Genomic DNA, 17234 nt, shown 5'->3' on the forward strand with positions numbered 1-17234 from the left:
TGTTACGTTCAAGTATCATGAGAGGAATACACAAGTTGGTTAGAAAAGGAGCAGACATTAATGAAGACAAATCATTGCAAAATAGTAGATTGTACAATCCGTGATGGCGGATTGGTAAATAACTGGGACTTTAGCGTGGACTTTGTTCAACAGCTCTATGCTGGATTGAATGAAGCTGGCGTTGATTATATGGAAATTGGGTATAAAAACTCACCTAAGCTCTTGAAAGGTGCGGAAGAAGCAGGACCATGGCGTTTTCTGAATGATGATTTCCTGCGCAAAGTAATTCCGCAAAAAGGCAACACCAAATTGTCTGCACTCGTTGACGTTGGACGTGTGGACGAGAATGACATTCTGCCGCGCAGCGAAAGCATGCTGGATCTGATCCGTGTAGCCTGCTACAGCAAAGATGTAGACAAGGCACTTGCTCTGGTTCAAACGTTCCACGATCGTGGATATGAAACAACGCTGAACATTATGGCATTGTCTAATGTTATGGAAAATGAACTGCTGGAGGCATTTGAACTGATCAAGGAAAGTGCTGTGGATGTTGTATACATAGTAGACTCCTATGGAAGCCTGGATCATAACGATGTAAAATATCTGGTGGAGAAGTTCAAAACTCATCTGCCGAACAAACGTCTTGGCGTTCACACACACAATAACATGCAGCTGGCGTTCTCGAACTCGTTGGTAGCAGCTGAGCTTGGCGTTGAACTGCTGGATGCTTCCGTGTACGGTATGGGACGTGCTGCAGGGAACTGTCCGACTGAACTGCTCGTGGCTCATTTGAAAGGTACGAAATACAATCTGCGTCCAGTACTTGGTGTATTGGAGCAATTGATGGTTCCTCTCCGTGAAAAAGAAGAGTGGGGTTACATTTTGCCTTATATGATTACAGGTACATTGGACGAGCATCCTCGCTCGGCGATGGCACTGCGTTCGTCGGAAGATAAAGATAAGGTTGTTGATTTCTATGATAAATTGACAACACCAGAAGTGAATTTTGACAAATAAGCATCTTTATAGTTCTTGATTGACTTCAAGTCAACAAGAGATGGATTTAATACGCTATAACTTTAGCGCTTTAGCGTTTTAAGTCGAATGGTTAATGGTGCATCAATGGCGAGCGAAAATTAGTCTAAAATACAGTTGCAAACTAAAAAAACATGGACTCCATTGTGGGGTTCATGTTTTTTTAGTTCTTATTGCCTTGTTTTTTTACATATCTATGAATAAATATTCCTAGAAGTGCTTATTTTTCTGTTCACGTCTGCGGAAATAAATGTTATTATGTACCAGATAGCATGTATTCACATGTGAATTGAACGTTGGTAGATATAAAAATGTCGAATTATGTAACAATGTAGATTTATATCGTTAAGGTTATTTCAGGATAGGTGATCCCGGGAAGGAAAAAACACGGCATGAAGGCTAATCAGCAAGATCAGAGAAAAATAGGTTGGGTCGCGATAGGCGGCTTATTGTGTTTCCTCGCAAGTCAATGGTTTCGTTCCTCTGCAAGCTCTGATCTGATCATATCCGGTTATCCGGTTTTGACACTCTTGGGTGGATTCGCTGCGGCAGCGGCCTGTATCGGCATTTATAATCAAAGCTGGTTGTTTCAAACTCAACGACTGACCCTCCGAAGGGTCCTTATGACTACGCTGTTTTTATTGATTGGTTTGTTTGAATTGGTTCACATCGTTTCTTTTGCCGAAGAATTGCCGAATGGCGCGATGGTCGAGTCCGAATTCTCGCTGAAGATGATGTCGCTTGGATCTTTGGTTTGTGCGGCAGGTTTGCTAGTCATATATGCAGTCAGCGAGAGGGAAATTGCGTTACCACGCAAATTTTTAATCTTCAGTGGAACAGTCGGTATTTTTGTTATTTTGTATACAGTGGCCATTCAGGAATGGTCTGTACTGCCGAACTTGCTGGAGGGGAATGTGCTTGGCGGCATGTTTACAAGAATTCATTTTCTGATCGGAATCCTGTATGGCGTGACTGCGGTCGTGTTATTCATTCAATGGAAAAAAGGCAAAGATGGTGATCTGCCTACCATCCTTTGTGCCATTCTCTGTTTTTTCTTTGGAGAATGTTACTTTGTGTCTGCTACGAAGATTAATGACCTCAATCTCTTGTTAGGTCTGTTAAGCGATTGTTTGGGCTATTTCTTCATCCAGAAGGGACTGTATTCGTTTGTAGTGGATACGCCTTTCCTCAAACAACAGGTGGCGGAAGCGAAAATGAATTTTATTGCTCACCATGATGATGTGACAGGGCTGCCGAATCGCCGTCGTCTTTCTCAGCGACTGAAAGTGATGATGAATTCAGCTAGGGTAGAGGAGCAGCTTGTCGGAGTCCTGGTATTGAATATTAACCGGTTCAAAACGATTAATGATTCGCTGGGTCAACAAGCGGCTAACCGTGTACTTCGTCAGGTTGGACAGCGTTTGAAGCATTCTTCGCTCCCCGGAGAGGAAGTGTTCGGACTGGGAAGAGATGAATTCGTACTGACCATGACAGACTTCTTCACAACAGATACGGCGTTGCGGCGGACAAGATCGATCTTGCAACTGTTCGAAAAACCTGTAACGGTGGATGGGAACGAGTATCATCTCACGTTAGGTATCGGTATGGCGATATTCCCGCATGACGGAGACTCACCGGAAGAGATCATCCAGAATGCGGATACGGCGCTGCATAATGCCAAAGAGCAGGGAATAGAGCTAAACCGATATGCCCATGCGATGCAGATGAAAGCCCAGGAACGTTTGCAGCTTGAGAATGATTTGCGCAAAGCACTGGATCGTGGGCAATTCTATCTTGTGTATCAGCCGCAGGTTAATCTGGCGAGTGGCTTGATTGTGGGTATGGAGGCATTGGTGCGTTGGCAGCATCCGCTGAGAGGGGCAGTATCCCCAGGTGAATTTATTCCTCTTGCTGAGGAGAGTGGGCTGATTGTGCCGCTTGGAGAATGGGTATTACGTGAGGCCTGTGCACAGAACAAGCGATGGCAAGAAGCGGGTTACCGCAAGCTTTGTGTATCGGTTAACCTGTCCATGAGACAATTCAGGCACTCCCATCTGCTGGACAACATCAGCGGCATTCTCAAGGAGACAGGCTTGGAACCTGTGTGGCTTGAGCTTGAGATTACGGAGAGCATGACGTTTGACAAGGATCGTGCGTTTGAGCAGTTGCGCAAAATTAAGGAAATTGGTGTGCACATCAGTATTGATGATTTTGGCACAGGATACAGTTCACTGCACTATCTGAAAGATCTGCCGATTGACCGACTCAAGATTGATCGTTCCTTTGTTAATGAAGTGATGGAGGATAGCAATAACGCGGCAATTGTATCGACCATTACGTCAATGGCTCATCACCTGCAGCTGAAAGTAACGGCTGAAGGCGTTGAAAATGAGGACCAGCTATCGTTTCTGCGTGATCAGCATTGTCATGAGGCTCAAGGGTACTTTTTCAGCAAACCGATTGTGGCAGCCGATTTTGAAAAAAAATTTTTGAGAGATGTGGATAAACCTACGGGGTAAGGATAGACGGGGGCGTGGACACGCTTCTGTCTTGTTTTTGTTTCGAAAGGTTAGAGGGAAGTGGTAAAAAGAAGTTGCAAGCATTGGATGATCATGGTATATTAATTTTGTAAAATTCATGTTAATGTTCCTCGGAACTTGACGGGACGTAGCTCAGCTTGGTAGAGCACCTGGTTTGGGACCAGGGGGTCGCATGTTCAAATCGTGTCGTCCCGATCGTCATTCGCGCGGGTGTAGTTCAATGGTAGAACTTTAGCCTTCCAAGCTAATAGCGTGGGTTCGATTCCCATCACCCGCTTAACTAATGTAACACCTTAAGCCCTTGTGAAAACAAGGTTTTTTTCTTTTTTTCTGAAATCAAATGACTAAAAGTTATATTGAATGGAGAGGTTGCTTTTTCCCCATCATCTGGTACAATAACGGAGAAATCGATACTACACATGAATGAGAGGTAACCATACGTCCCATGAAGTAAAACACATGAATTGAACCCCAGTAACTGCAGAGAGTGTATTGACGCAGTCAGCCAAAGCGGCTGAGCAATGAGGGGATTCGTGTGTCCAAATTCAGCTATGGGATCAGGTATGGAAGCAGGCAGGCTGTTCTGGCTTAGCTTGTGTATACCCTTTTAAGGGTTCTTTATTCATGCCGTGGGGTATCTTATGCTTGTTTTTTGACGCTTTATCCAATCCTGAATTGCCAGACCGCCGGCTGATGCCAGCGGTTTTTTTATTTTGAATTGCAGGAAGGATGAGGCCTCATGATGACAATGGTACGCCTACATGAAGTATCGAAAGAGTGGAACGGAAATGAGTTGTTTGCAGGATTGAATCTCGAAATAAATGAAGGTGAGCGGCTCGCTATTCTGGGTCGCAACGGCTGTGGCAAGACCACCTTATTACGCATCATTCTTGGAGAAGAAGAGGGCGGTGGACGCATCGAACGCCACATTCCGCAGCAGGAGTGGGGTTTCATGCGCCAGCGCTCCTTGATCAAACCTGAGATGAATGTGCTTGATGCTATCCGGCAGGAAAGTGGGCGGATCTACGAGGTGAAGCGTGACCTGGAAGAATTAGAACAACGGATGAGCAGCAGTGGAGCGGCAGATGAGCAGCGGCTGCTCGAAGCCTATACGATAGCGATGGAACAATATGAGCAATTGAACGGGTATATGTGGGAGACTGAGGTAGAGAAGGTACTGACGCGTTTGGGGTTATCGTCGGAACATTGGAGTCGGCCGTATCATTCTTTGAGTGGTGGGCAAAAAACGAAGGCCCGTCTCGCAGGATTGCTGGTCAGTAAACCCAAATTTCTGATTTTGGATGAACCGACGAATCATCTGGATGAAGAGAGCATGCGCTGGCTTGAGGAATGGCTTTCCGCCTATACCGGAACATTATTATTTGTCTCTCATGACCGGACCTTTATTGATCAGGTTGCAACGGGTGTCATTGAGTTTAGCCCGGATGCCCTAACCAAATATAAGGGCGGCTACACGGATTACAAAGGCCATAAGGAACGCGAATTGCGTGAGCAGGAAGCAACTTATCGCAAGCAGGAACTGGAGCGAAAAGCACTAGAAGAGACAATTCGCAATTATCAGCAGTGGTTTCATCAGGCTCATAATTCAGCAAGCGATGTGGAAGTGAAAATAACTCAGAGCTTTTACAAAGCGAAAGCCAACAAGAACATTTCCCGCTACCATGCCAAGCAAAAACAACTGGAGCGTCTGGAGAAAGAACGGGTGGATAAACCCCGCGAAGCTGCAAAATTAAACATGGAGCTGCAAGTGAATACGCTGGCTGCCCGCCAGCTCCTTGCACTGGAAGACGTTAGCTTTGCTTATCCGGGAAGTCGGACATTGCTTCACAATCTTCGGATTGCGGTCGAACGTGGGGATCGTCTTGCCGTACGTGGTCCGAATGGCACAGGCAAGACGACACTACTGAAATTGATGATTGGCGAACTGGAACCTTCTCAAGGCGAGGTGACACGCCATCCACAGCTGAAGATCGGTTATTTTTCGCAAGAGCTTGAAGGGTTACCGGAAAGCGAGACACTTCTGGACAGTTTGCTCAGTCTTCCATCCATGACCCAAAGTGCTGCACGTACCATTCTCGGATGCTTTTTATTCTCAAGAGATGATGTGTTCAAGCGTATAGGGGATTTGAGTATGGGAGAAAAGTGCAGAGTTGCTTTCCTGCGGTTGTATTTCGGAGGTTCTAATGTACTGGTACTGGATGAACCGACGAACTATTTGGATATTGACACCCAGGAAGTGATGGAGAATATATTGAAGCAGGCATCCGGAGCACTGGTGCTCGTATCCCATGACCGTATGTTGACCAAAGTGCTTGCCAGCCGCTTGCTTGATCTGGAGCCCGGGGGGAAGGCTACATTGTTCGAAGGTGGCGTGGAAGACTGGGAGCAATCCATTAAACTAAGAGAGTCCGCCCTTGAGGTTCGGGAGTCAGATGATGAACGGCTGCGGCTTGAAATGCGTTTGACCGAGTTATTATCTCCCATGAACAGTGCGGGCAATGATGTGCTGACTAAGCCTGATGATATAATTGAACGAGCGGCTGAGGTTGCTGAGGTTCGCGAAATTCAGCGTCGTTTAAAACAGTTGCACGAGCTGCGAAAACAGAAGTAGTTGACTGACAAAGCTTATGCGGGTTTACTTTTTGGCTTAACGTTTGATTATGCTGCTTTACGGCTTGCTATTTCGAGCGATTTTGCATATAATAATGGACGATCATCAGTAAATTTGAAGGTTTATCTGACATGCAAACGTGATGATGGAGACAAGTAAGCAGTGCCTCTGGACAGGGAGGAAGCGCCGTAGATTGAGAGCGTTTCTGTAGAACAAGGCTGCTGAAATTCACTCCGGAGCGGTTCCCTGAACCATGTCTTGCGATTCATCGCAGGAGTTAGTAGGGGGTAACGGTTAACGGTCGTTATTCCGTATAGAGTGAGGCAAACATGTTGCAGGCCGGAAGGGCCGGGCAGCACTGAATGTCTAACAAGGGTGGTACCACGGTCTTTTCGTCCCTTCAGGGGAGAGAAGGCCTTTTTTTGTTGCATTTAACCACATAAAGGGGGCATTTACACATGAAAGAACGTTTGGAGGCATTAAAGATCGAAGCGCTGGAGCAACTGTCTGGCGTGAACGATCCACAAACGCTGAGTGATCTGCGTGTAAAGTATTTGGGGAAAAAGGGTGCATTGACCGAGATTTTGCGCGGCATGGGTGCGCTTAGTGCAGAGGAACGTCCAGTGATTGGTCAGGTTGCGAATGATGTTCGCGGCGCGATTGAAGCAGTCATTGACAGCAAGCAGGAGCAGTTCCAGAAGGAAGAGACGGCGAAACGCCTGCAGTCCGAAAAAATTGATGTGACCCTGCCAGGACGTCGCGGACGCCAAGGCGGGCTGCATCCACTGACCAAAGTGGTACAGGAAATCGAAGATATTTTCATTGGTATGGGATACCGCATAGCGGAAGGTCCTGAGGTTGAAATGGATTATTACAACTTCGAAGCACTGAATCTGCCGAAGAACCATCCGGCGCGTGATATGCAGGATTCTTTCTATTTAACAGAAGATCTGTTAATGCGTACGCATACGTCACCGGTTCAGGTTCGCACGATGCAAAGCATGAAAGGCGAAGTGCCTGTTAAAGTCATCTGCCCGGGTAAAGTATACCGTCGTGACGATGACGATGCGACGCATTCGTTCCAGTTCAATCAGGTTGAAGGTTTGGTTATTAGCGAGAACATTCGCATGAGTGACCTGAAAGGTACCTTGCTGCAATTCGTACGCGAAATGTTTGGTTCACACACTGAAATTCGTCTTCGTCCAAGCTTCTTCCCGTTCACCGAGCCAAGTGCTGAAGTGGATGTGACTTGTGTGCAATGTGGAGGCAGTGGCTGCCGGGTATGTAAACAGACTGGTTGGCTTGAGATTTTGGGCGGCGGTATGGTTCACCCGAAAGTGCTTGAGATGGGCGGTTATGATCCGGAGAAATACAGTGGGTTTGCATTCGGAATGGGCGTAGAGCGTATCGCCATGCTGAAATACGGCATTGATGATATTCGTCATTTCTACAACAGTGATATGGCGTTCTTGAAACAATTCGGACGACTGTAATTACCGAAGTAGCATACAGGGCGAACGCCCTTCATTTGCAACACCAATTCATAGATTAGGAAGTGAACGTCCATGAGAGTATCGACAGATTGGCTGTCTGATTATATCGCGCTGGAAGGCGTGGCACCGCAGGAGTTGGCAGAGAAATTCACCCGTGCGGGGATTGAGATTGATGTAGTGGAGAACCGGAACCAGGGCGTGAACAACGTGGTAGTCGGTTACGTGAAGAGCAAGGAGAAGCACCCTGACGCTGATAAGCTGAATGTATGTGTGATTGATGCCGGACAGGAAGAAGATCTGCAGATCGTATGTGGTGCGAAAAATGTGGATGCGGGTCAAAAGGTAGTCGTTGCCCTGGTAGGAGCGAAGCTCCCTGGTGGACTCGATATCAAAAAAGCCAAGCTGCGCGGCGTTGTATCCCTTGGCATGATCTGCTCTGCCAAAGAACTGGGCATGAACGACAAGCTGCTGCCGAAGGACCAACAGGAAGGCATTCTCGTTCTGCCAGCACAAACGGAGATTGGCACGCCAATCAGCCAAGTGCTTGGTCTCGACGATCATGTTCTTGAACTGGACCTGACACCGAACCGCTCCGACTGTCTGAGCATGCTTGGTGCCGCTTATGAAGTAGGTGCAATTCTCGGTCGTGAAGTGAAACTGCCTGATCCCACTCAAAAGTTGGTGGAAATCGGTGATGCGGCTGCAAATCATATCTCGGTTGAGATTACGGCTGATGAACAATGCAGTCATTATGCAGCCCGCTATATAACTGGCATCAAGCTGGGAGCTTCCCCGCAGTGGATGCAAAACCGTTTGATGGCTGCGGGCATCCGCCCAATCAATAATATCGTTGACATCACGAACTATGTCATGCTGGAATACGGACAGCCGCTGCATGCTTTTGATGCAGATAAGCTGGAGAAGGGCCATATCGAAGTGCGAATGGCCAAAGAAGGCGAAACGATCGTGACGTTGGATAGTCAGGAGCGCAAGCTGGAGCCGCATATGCTGCTCATTACGGATGGCGTGAAACCGGTAGCCATCGCGGGTGTTATGGGTGGCGAGAATTCTGAGGTAACGGAAACCACAGTCAATCTGTTACTGGAATCCGCCAAGTTCGACGGCGGAACCGTTCGGAAAACGTCGCGCCAACTGGGGCTGCGTTCCGAAGCAAGCATGCGTTTTGAGAAAGAGGTCGATCCGGCTGCTGTCATTACGGCATTGAACCGTGCGGCTGAATTGATTCAGCGTTATGCGGAAGGCGAAGTTCATCAGGGGATCGTGGAAGCTGGAACAGCCGCAGCGGATAAACATGTTGTGCAGCTGTCGCTGGATAAACTGAATCGCTATTTGGGAACCGAGTTGTCCCTGCTTGAAGTGAAAACCATTTTCGCTCGTTTGCACTTTGCATGTGGTGATTCGCAGCAAGGTCTGCTTGATGTTGAAGTGCCTAGCCGCAGAGGGGATATTACACTTGATGTGGATCTGTTTGAAGAGATTGCCCGTCTGTACGGATACGACAATATTCCAACTACGTTGATTGAAGGACCAACAACACCAGGTGCTTATACGCGTTCGCAAGCAATGCGCCGTACCATTCGTGGTCTGTTTGCAGGCAGTGGCTGGCAGGAAATGATCAGCTATTCATTCGTACACCCGGATAAAGTCTCCTTGTTCCCTGCTCTGACAGAAGGCAGTAAAGCCGTGAAGCTGGCTATGCCAATGAGTGAGGATCGCAGCGTGCTTCGTAAGAGCATTTTGCCGCAAATGTTGGATGCAGCGGTGTATAACATGAACCGTAAGCAAGATTCATTGGCTGTATTTGAAGTAGGCAGTGTGTTCTTCACTGAGGAAGAAAAGCTGACGAAGCAACCGCATGAAATTCCGGTCCTGAGCTTGTTACTCACGGGAAATCGTGCATCCCAGCAGTGGAATGTGGGAGCAGAGAAAGTGGACTTCTTCGATCTGAAAGGTGCACTTGAAAACCTGTTCGCCTATGTGGGTCTGGAGCAGCGCATTCGCCTGGTGGCAAACAGTCCGGAAGGTTTCCATCCTGGTCGCTCTGCATCGGTATACCTGGATGTAAAAGATGGCGGAGAGGGCAAACGGATTGGTACGATGGGTCAATTGCATCCTGAACTGCAGCAGCAGTATGATTTGAACGATGTATATCTGGCGGAGATTGCGCTCGAAGCGATCTATAGTGAAGCGGATGCGGATATCCGTTATCGTGAGCTTCCACGTTTCCCTGCAGTTGAGCGGGATATCGCGGTTGTTGTGAATAAAGATATCGAAGCTGGGGATATGCTGCGTGCGATTCGTGAATCTGCTGGTGAACTGTTGCAAACCGTACAGGTATTCGACGTGTTCACAGGCAGCAAGCTCGGTGAAGACAAGAAGAGCGTAGCGATGGCTCTCGTTTATCGCAACCGTGAACGCACATTGACGGATGAGGAAATTACCGAGGTTCATGCTCGTGTTGTTGCACGTCTGGAGGAGCAATTTGCAGCCGAATTACGTAAATAGAACATAAGTCAATTTTTTGAACAAAGATTAGCAGGAATTGCTTGAAGTCACATCGAATCCTTAGCATTAGAGGATCGATGTGACTTTTTTTGTTTTACAGCTTAGAATCAACATACAGACTTGAAGGAGGGCACAACTGTGACTACACCTGATCGTACACGCGTCACCGTAGAGATCTACGGGACTTCCTATAAACTGGTTGGCAGCAGTGCCGACTATATGAAACAAGTAGCTAACCTGGTGGATGAGCGGATGAGCGCCATCTCCAAACATCATTCCCGACTGGATACCCCGCGTATTGCAGTTCTGGCAGCTGTACATATGGCTGAGCAGTCTCTTCAGACTCAGGAAATTCGAAATGAGCTGAAAATGCTGACCGGTGAACGTACCGAAATGAGAAATGAACTCAATCGGTTGAATGCCATACAAAATGAACATCAGCAGGAACTGGAACGCCGTGACCAAGCACTCGCTGAAGCATTGAAGCTTAAGGCTGAGGCGGAACAAGCCATCGCGAAGCTCCAGAAGGATCAGCAGGCAGAAATAGCCAAGTTGAATACACTCCTGGAGCAGGAGCGCGCTCAGGCAGCAGGTCGAGAGCAAAAGCTTCAGGCTCAAACTGCGGCGCAGCTTAAAGCAGCCGAGGAGAAGGCGCAGGCGCGTCTGAAAGAAGCAGAAGAAAAAGCAGCGAATCAAATGAAGAATGCACAGACTCAGGCGGCAGCCCAGCTGAAGGAAGCACAGGCACGTTCCGCAAATGAATTGCAGCAAGCACAAGCCAAAGCGGCTGCACAATACAAGGAGCTGCAGGATAAGACGGTAGCTCAACTGAAAGAGGCCGAAGCTCGGGCCATGGCAGAACGTCAAAAAATTGAGGCTCAAGCCGCACAGCAAGTACAAACGGCGAAGGAACAAGCCGAAGCGGCAATTTTGTCTGAATTGGAACAAGCCGAGGCTCAATTGCAAAAGGTTCAGGAAGAAGCCCAGCTTCAATACCGTGAACTTCAATCCGAGATGGAGCAGCGTTTACATCAGGCAGAGCAGGCTGCCGTGAATCAAGCTCAAGAACTGACTGAAAAGGCAAAACAAGAACAAGCCGCACTGCAGCAACAAGCAGAGCAGAAGCGACTGGCTGAGATTGAACAGCTGAATGCTACGTTCAAGGAGTCATCCGAACAGGCCGAATTGGAATGGATGGAAAAAGAAGCGGCCTATGAAGAGCAGATTCAGCAAATCCATGAAGCGGCCCAGACTCAGGCGAGCGAAGCTGCGGTAACTGCTGAGATTTTGCTGGAAGAAGAACGAGGCAAGCTGAAGCAGCAGTTGGAAGAAGAGCGTGAACAGGCTAAATCTCGCTTAGCCGATGTTGAAAGTCAATTAGCCGAGGTGCGTAAGCAGCTCAAGAATGCTCAAGAAGTTGTTGTGGATCAGGAGCAACAACTCCAACACGAACGTAGTCAGACTGAAACGTTGCGCAAAGAACAAGCCGTATACAAGCAGGAACAGGAAATTCAGCTTCGTAGAATTACGGAATTGGAGCAGCAGCTGGAACAATTAAAAGCAGATAGTGCTCAGCTGACTGAACAACTCCGCAACACAGAAGCTGAGGCGGAGCAGTTCCGGGAAGCGGAGCAGCAATGGAAACAGCAGTATAACGAAACCATTGAACGTGAATCTTCTCTGACCGCACAGCTGCGAAAAGTACAGGAGCAGCACGGACAGCTCGAACAGGAAGTCAAGAAACTTCGTGAAGCTGAAGTGAAGTCTGAGGATGAGCAGCGCAGGCTGCAAAAAGTGCTTGAGCAGGCCCATGCGGCAGTACGCACATTGCAACATGAGCTCGGTGCACTGACGCAGAGCGAGCAGTCCTGGAAAGAGCAGGCTGAACAACGTCTGATCGAGATCGGTGAATTAGAGACACAGGTACTTGAAGCTGCAGAACAGAATGAAACGTTGGAGTCTGGTGTGCAGTCCCTTCATGATGAATTATCTGTTGTTAAAGAAGAAGCTCGTCACGCCAGCGAAGAAGCAGAACGTTACATTGCACAAGCTGGTCGTCTGGAACTGCAACATAAAGAGCTTGATGGTGAATTGAATGATGCACGTGAAGAGCTAAACAAGCTGCAGGAAAATTATAAACAAATCCGCAAGGAATATGGTGATGCACTGCAGCGTGAAGAAGACTATGCTCGCCAGCTGAATGAGATGAGCGAAGAAAAGAAAGAAATCTTGCGTGCGCTTGAAGAGTCCAGGCAGAATGCCAATCGGCTATCTGAACGGATCGATGAACAAGGCAGCTTATTGGCTCAGACAGAAGAAGAAGCACTTGAGTGGCAGATTAAACATGAAGAATTGTCTGCCAAACAGGCAGAGCTCTCCTCTCGTCTGCAAGAGCTGACTACTCGGGAAGTTGAGCTAAGCTCCAGGGTAGAACAAGCAGAACAACATGCGGAACAACAAGATCAGGTTTGGCAACGTCGTGCAGATGAATGGACGGCTCAGGAGCAGTCCTGGCAAGAACGATGGACTGCACTGGAGAATGAATTGAATCTCTGGCAGAAAGAAAGTGCTGCCAGTGTGGAGAAGGTAGAAGAGCTGGAACACGAGCGGCAGCAGCTTGCCCAGCAGCGTGCGGAAGCAATCGAAGAAAAGCAGACGATGGAAAATGAACTGCTGGACATCGGTGAGCGGTATGAACTCGCGGCCAATCAGTTACGTTTGCTGCAGGTTGAACGTGAGATGGAGCAGGAGAAGGCGGAGCAACTGAATACGGAATACCGCCAATTGAGGGATGAATATACGAAATTGCAGACGGAATATAACGAATGGATTGAATTGATTGAGCAGGATCAGACCTAGCTGATGATTATGTCATAACTGGAATCCTGAACAGCGCACTCTTGTACAATTTGTTATAATAAAGAAAGAGCTCCCGTCCTACGGGGGCTCCTTGTCTTGAACACTATTCTTCAACAATAATTTTGGAGATCATACTGCTGTGACCGCTTCCGCAAAAGACGGAACAGGACATTTCAAATTCCCCTGCCTTGTCGGGAGTAATCACTTTGGAATTGTTCTTGGTATCCAGCCGAAGGTTCAGCTCAGGCACGAGAACACCATGGTTTCCGTTTGTATTTTCATAAACAATCTTAACCGGGACACCTTTTTTCAAATGGTATTCAGGTTGGTCAAATTCATAGTTGCTTGCTTTGATTACCAGTTCTTCGCTTGCAGTTGCACCCGAATCGGACTCGCCATTTGATTCTGCGGATTGTCCAGTTCCACCACAGGCAGCAAGGACCAGAATCAACATAAAGGCTGCGAGCCATGCCATGCCTTTCTTCATCATATTGCCTCCTTAAAAAGCGTGATATGGATAAAATTTGAATGATTGCTCCAGTCATCATACCGCAAATTGTCGATGCCTGTACATGCTGCCTATGTCGTTTTTTTGAACATCCGGGCATGCTTATAACCCCCAAAAAATAAACCTCTTCAGGCGTTTAAGCCATCAGAGGTTTAGGGGAAGCCTATGGAGAGTGTACGTGGAGCCTATGCGTGATCTTTCGACCTTCTTCCGGCATCAAAAGGGGTGGAAACCGGGATGAACAGATCGATGATCCCAATGACCAATGCAGCCAGAACAGCACCAAGCAGACTGACATGCACATGATCTACGACATATTGACCAATCCAGATCACCAGTGCGCTGACGATGAAGCCGACAATACCCCGGCCAAAAGGATTAACCCTTTTACCGAAGATGCCTTCAACAACCCAGCCGAGCAGTGCAATAACCAGAGCAAGCATAAGTGCGCTCCAGAAACCACCTACTGCAAATCCGGGTACGATCCAGCTGACGACCATCAATACAATTGCGGCGATGATAAATCGCACGACATGTCCCAGAAAATTCATAGCGTTATACCTCCTTTATTCAGATCAGATTGAGCATTGTACATCCTGTTGAATGGCGAGGTTGCACAATCCTGACACCTGTAGTTTGCTGCGCTATGTCCCAAGTTATGTGTGGAAGGATTCGTTAAATAGCGCTCGAAAGTTTCTTTCGTTATAATACAGTTATAGTTTGGAAGGAGTTGTACACTTGGACACGAAAATTTTACACACATTGGAATATCGAAAAATTTTAAATACATTGCAAAGCTTTGCCCAGACTACGATGGGAAAAAAGAAAGCGGAACAATTGGAGCCGATCAGTGAACTGGAAGAAGTGAAGAGACTGCTCCAGCAAACCGATGAAGCCTTTACCTTTGATCGTCTGAAAGGCTCTCCATCTTTTGGGGGAATTGTGGATATCACCGCTTCGATCAAACGCGCCGAAATAGGGGGCACGTTAAACCCACATGAGTTACTGGGAATTTCCAACACCACCTTGGCGGCACGTCGACTGAAACGTCAGATCGCTGCGCTCCACGATGATGAAAAGGTGGAATCGATTTTCTATATCAGTGATCAGTTATCTGAGCAAAAAGCGCTTGAAGATGCAATTCGTATCTGTATTGACGACAATGCCGAAGTCTCAGACAGCGCGAGTGTAACACTGGCGCAGATTCGTCGTGAGCTGCGTGGCGGTGAAGCTCGCATCCGCGAGAAACTGGATTCGATGATTCGTTCTTCGACGGTATCCAAAATGCTGCAGGACCAGTTGATTACCATTCGGGGAGACCGTTTCGTGATTCCCGTGAAATCGGAATATCGCTCTTACTTTGGCGGGATTGTACATGATCAATCCGGTTCGGGAGCAACGCTGTTTATTGAGCCGGAATCCATCGTTGCGATGAATAACAAATTGCGCGAGACCCGGATTCGGGAAGAACGCGAAATTGAAGTGATTTTGCAGAAATTGACTGCACTTGTCAGTGAACAGGCAGAGTGGTTATTGGTTGATGTTGACCTGCTGGGATCGCTGGATTTCATATTTGCCAAAGCACGTCTTGCCCGTGAATTGAAAGCCACCTTGCCACGCATGAATGATCGTGGATTCATCAAGCTCAAAAAGGGGCGCCATCCGCTGATCTCGATTGAAAATGTGGTGCCAACCGACATTGAACTCGGTAACGATTATACGTCCATTATCGTAACGGGTCCCAATACGGGTGGTAAGACAGTTACCCTCAAAACGATTGGGTTACTGAGCCTCATGGCGATGTCAGGTTTGTTCGTTCCAGCGGAAGATGGCAGCCAGCTATGCGTATTTGATGCAATTTACGCGGACATCGGTGACGAGCAAAGTATTGAACAGAACCTGAGTACGTTCTCCAGTCATATGACGAACATCATTCGGATATTGAAGAACATGACAACCAAGAGCCTGGTGCTGCTCGACGAACTCGGTGCAGGTACTGACCCGGCAGAAGGGTCTGCGCTGGCGATCTCCATTCTGGAGCATATGCATCAGACCGGATGCCGCATGGTAGCAACAACTCATTACAGTGAGCTGAAAGCTTACGCTTATGAGCGCAAAGGCGTTATTAATGCCAGCATGGAATTCGACGTTAATACACTCAGCCCTACCTACCGACTGCTCGTCGGTGTTCCGGGACGGAGTAATGCGTTCGCAATTGCGGAGCGGCTCGGCCTGCCAGGATACATCCTGGATTACGCTCGTGGTGAAGTGAAAGAGGAAGACCAGCGCGTAGAGAATATGATTGCTTCCTTGGAAGAAAACCGGCTTACTGCGGAGCAAGAACGTGAGAGTGCAGAGCGTTTGCGTCAGGATATGGAGAAATTGCGCAGCCGTCATCAAGCCGAACTGGAGAAGTTGGAACAGCAGCGTGACCGCCGCATTGAAAAAGCGGAAGAAGATGCTCGTAACATTGTGGACAAGGCCAGAGCGGAAGCTGAGAAGATTATAGCCGATCTTCGCCAGCTCGCCATGGAAGAAGGCGCATCCGTGAAGGAGCACAAACTTATTGCTGCTCGTAAACAACTGGATGAAGCTGAACCTGAGAAACGCAAGAAGACAGTTAAACGTACTTCAACGGCAACGAAGTCTCGTGCCATTGGACCGGGCGATGAAGTTCTTGTGTACAGTTTGAATCAAAAAGGTCATGTGGTGGAGATGTCAGGCACCAAGGATGCTATGGTTCAATTGGGCATCATGAAAATGAAAGTATCCCTGAATGACCTTGAATTACAGCAGTCTGCACCAGCAGAAGCCAAACCGAAGCAGAAACCGGTAACTGGTGTGAAACGAACTCGCGATGACAATGTGAAAAGTGAACTGGATCTGCGGGGTACAAATCTGGAAGAAGCCTTGATGGAGACAGATCGTTTTATCGATGAAGCTTTCCTTGCTAATCTGGGTCAGGTTTACATTATCCACGGTAAAGGAACAGGAATTTTGCGTTCCGGTATTCAGGATTACCTGCGTAAGCATAGACATATAAAAAGTTACCGGCTGGGCAATTACGGAGAAGGCGGAAACGGTGTGACCGTCGCAGAATTGGAATAGCCCGACCAGGAATCAAAGAAGTTCTGCCGCCTGAGTGAGTTCAGGCAGCAGAATGGGGAAGGGGAACGATGAGTGAAAGGGACGATTGACGAATTGCTGTCTCATCCCTTGGGGATGGTGCTCGGATTTTTCTCCGTAGCGATTATGGAGCTGCTTGTATTTCTGGCTTGCTTTGAACTGGTGACCAAGTACAAATGCTGGCATGAAATCAAGAAGGGCAATGTGGCGGTTGCGATGGCTACAGGAGGCAAAATCTTTGGAATTTGCAACGTGCTTCATTTCTGCATTCAGGCCAAATCATCGGTGTATGAAGCTATGACGTGGTCATTTGTAGGATTTGTCCTTCTGCTCATTGCCTATTTTCTATTCGAGTTTCTGACGCCGGTGTTCTCGATTGACAAGGAGATTGCAGCGGATAACCGGGCCGTAGGATTGATATCCATGATTATTTCCGTCTCGTTGTCATTTGTTATTGGCGCGAGCATCATGTAGGGGGACCGTTCATGAAAATATTGATACGGATTCTGTTTGCT

Annotated in this window: 10 protein-coding genes and 2 tRNA genes; 10 read left to right on the top strand and 2 right to left on the bottom strand. The window is 47.8% G+C overall.

The genetic code is table 11. The features are described 5' to 3' along the window. Positions 1-60 precede the first annotated feature (60 nt). From BMY78_RS04695 to BMY78_RS04730, 8 genes are all read left to right on the top strand, one after another. Positions 61-1017: an aldolase catalytic domain-containing protein gene (locus tag BMY78_RS04695; protein ID WP_090895136.1), complete on the top strand. Its 957-nt coding sequence runs from the start codon at positions 61-63 to the stop codon at positions 1015-1017. Positions 1018-1427: 410 nt separating this feature from the next. Further along, entirely contained in the window at positions 1428-3554 is a 2127-nt protein-coding gene (locus tag BMY78_RS04700; RefSeq protein WP_090895138.1) for a bifunctional diguanylate cyclase/phosphodiesterase, read from the top strand. Between the two features lie 142 nt (positions 3555-3696). Beyond that, a tRNA-Pro gene (locus tag BMY78_RS04705) sits at positions 3697-3770 on the top strand. An 11-nt stretch (positions 3771-3781) separates the two neighbouring features. Beyond that, positions 3782-3852, top strand: a tRNA-Gly gene (locus tag BMY78_RS04710). A 462-nt stretch (positions 3853-4314) separates the two neighbouring features. After that, positions 4315-6207, top strand: a complete 1893-nt coding sequence (gene abc-f, locus BMY78_RS04715; RefSeq protein WP_090895140.1) for a ribosomal protection-like ABC-F family protein — start codon at positions 4315-4317, stop codon at positions 6205-6207. A gap of 458 nt (positions 6208-6665) precedes the next feature. After that, on the top strand, positions 6666-7700 hold the full coding sequence (gene pheS / locus BMY78_RS04720) for a phenylalanine--tRNA ligase subunit alpha (protein WP_090895143.1): 1035 nt from the start codon (positions 6666-6668) through the stop codon (positions 7698-7700). A gap of 72 nt (positions 7701-7772) precedes the next feature. Beyond that, on the top strand, positions 7773-10226 hold the full coding sequence (pheT, locus tag BMY78_RS04725; RefSeq protein WP_090895144.1) for a phenylalanine--tRNA ligase subunit beta: 2454 nt from the start codon (positions 7773-7775) through the stop codon (positions 10224-10226). A gap of 138 nt (positions 10227-10364) precedes the next feature. Beyond that, on the top strand, positions 10365-13085 hold the full coding sequence (locus tag BMY78_RS04730; protein ID WP_177185654.1) for a cell division protein ZapA: 2721 nt from the start codon (positions 10365-10367) through the stop codon (positions 13083-13085). 103 nt (positions 13086-13188) lie between these two features. Here the strand turns inward: BMY78_RS04730 and BMY78_RS04735 are convergent, their stop codons facing one another. After that, positions 13189-13572 (bottom strand): cupredoxin domain-containing protein, encoded by a 384-nt coding sequence (locus BMY78_RS04735; protein ID WP_090895147.1) that lies wholly within the window; start codon positions 13570-13572, stop codon positions 13189-13191. A 206-nt stretch (positions 13573-13778) separates the two neighbouring features. Next, a complete protein-coding gene (locus BMY78_RS04740) occupies positions 13779-14144 on the bottom strand; it encodes a phage holin family protein (protein WP_053780442.1) in 366 nt (121 codons plus the stop codon). Between the two features lie 187 nt (positions 14145-14331). Here BMY78_RS04740 and BMY78_RS04745 point away from each other — a divergent pair, with 187 nt between their 5' ends. Then, the gene (locus BMY78_RS04745; protein ID WP_090895150.1) at positions 14332-16701 is read left to right on the top strand and encodes an endonuclease MutS2; all 2370 of its coding nucleotides are present in this window, start codon (positions 14332-14334) and stop codon (positions 16699-16701) included. A 114-nt stretch (positions 16702-16815) separates the two neighbouring features. After that, positions 16816-17193: a DUF350 domain-containing protein gene (locus BMY78_RS04750; RefSeq protein WP_090902038.1), complete on the top strand. Its 378-nt coding sequence runs from the start codon at positions 16816-16818 to the stop codon at positions 17191-17193. Positions 17194-17234: the final 41 nt, after the last annotated feature.

This window comes from Paenibacillus sp. OK076 (genome assembly GCF_900110055.1).
GTDB lineage: Bacteria > Bacillota > Bacilli > Paenibacillales > Paenibacillaceae > Paenibacillus.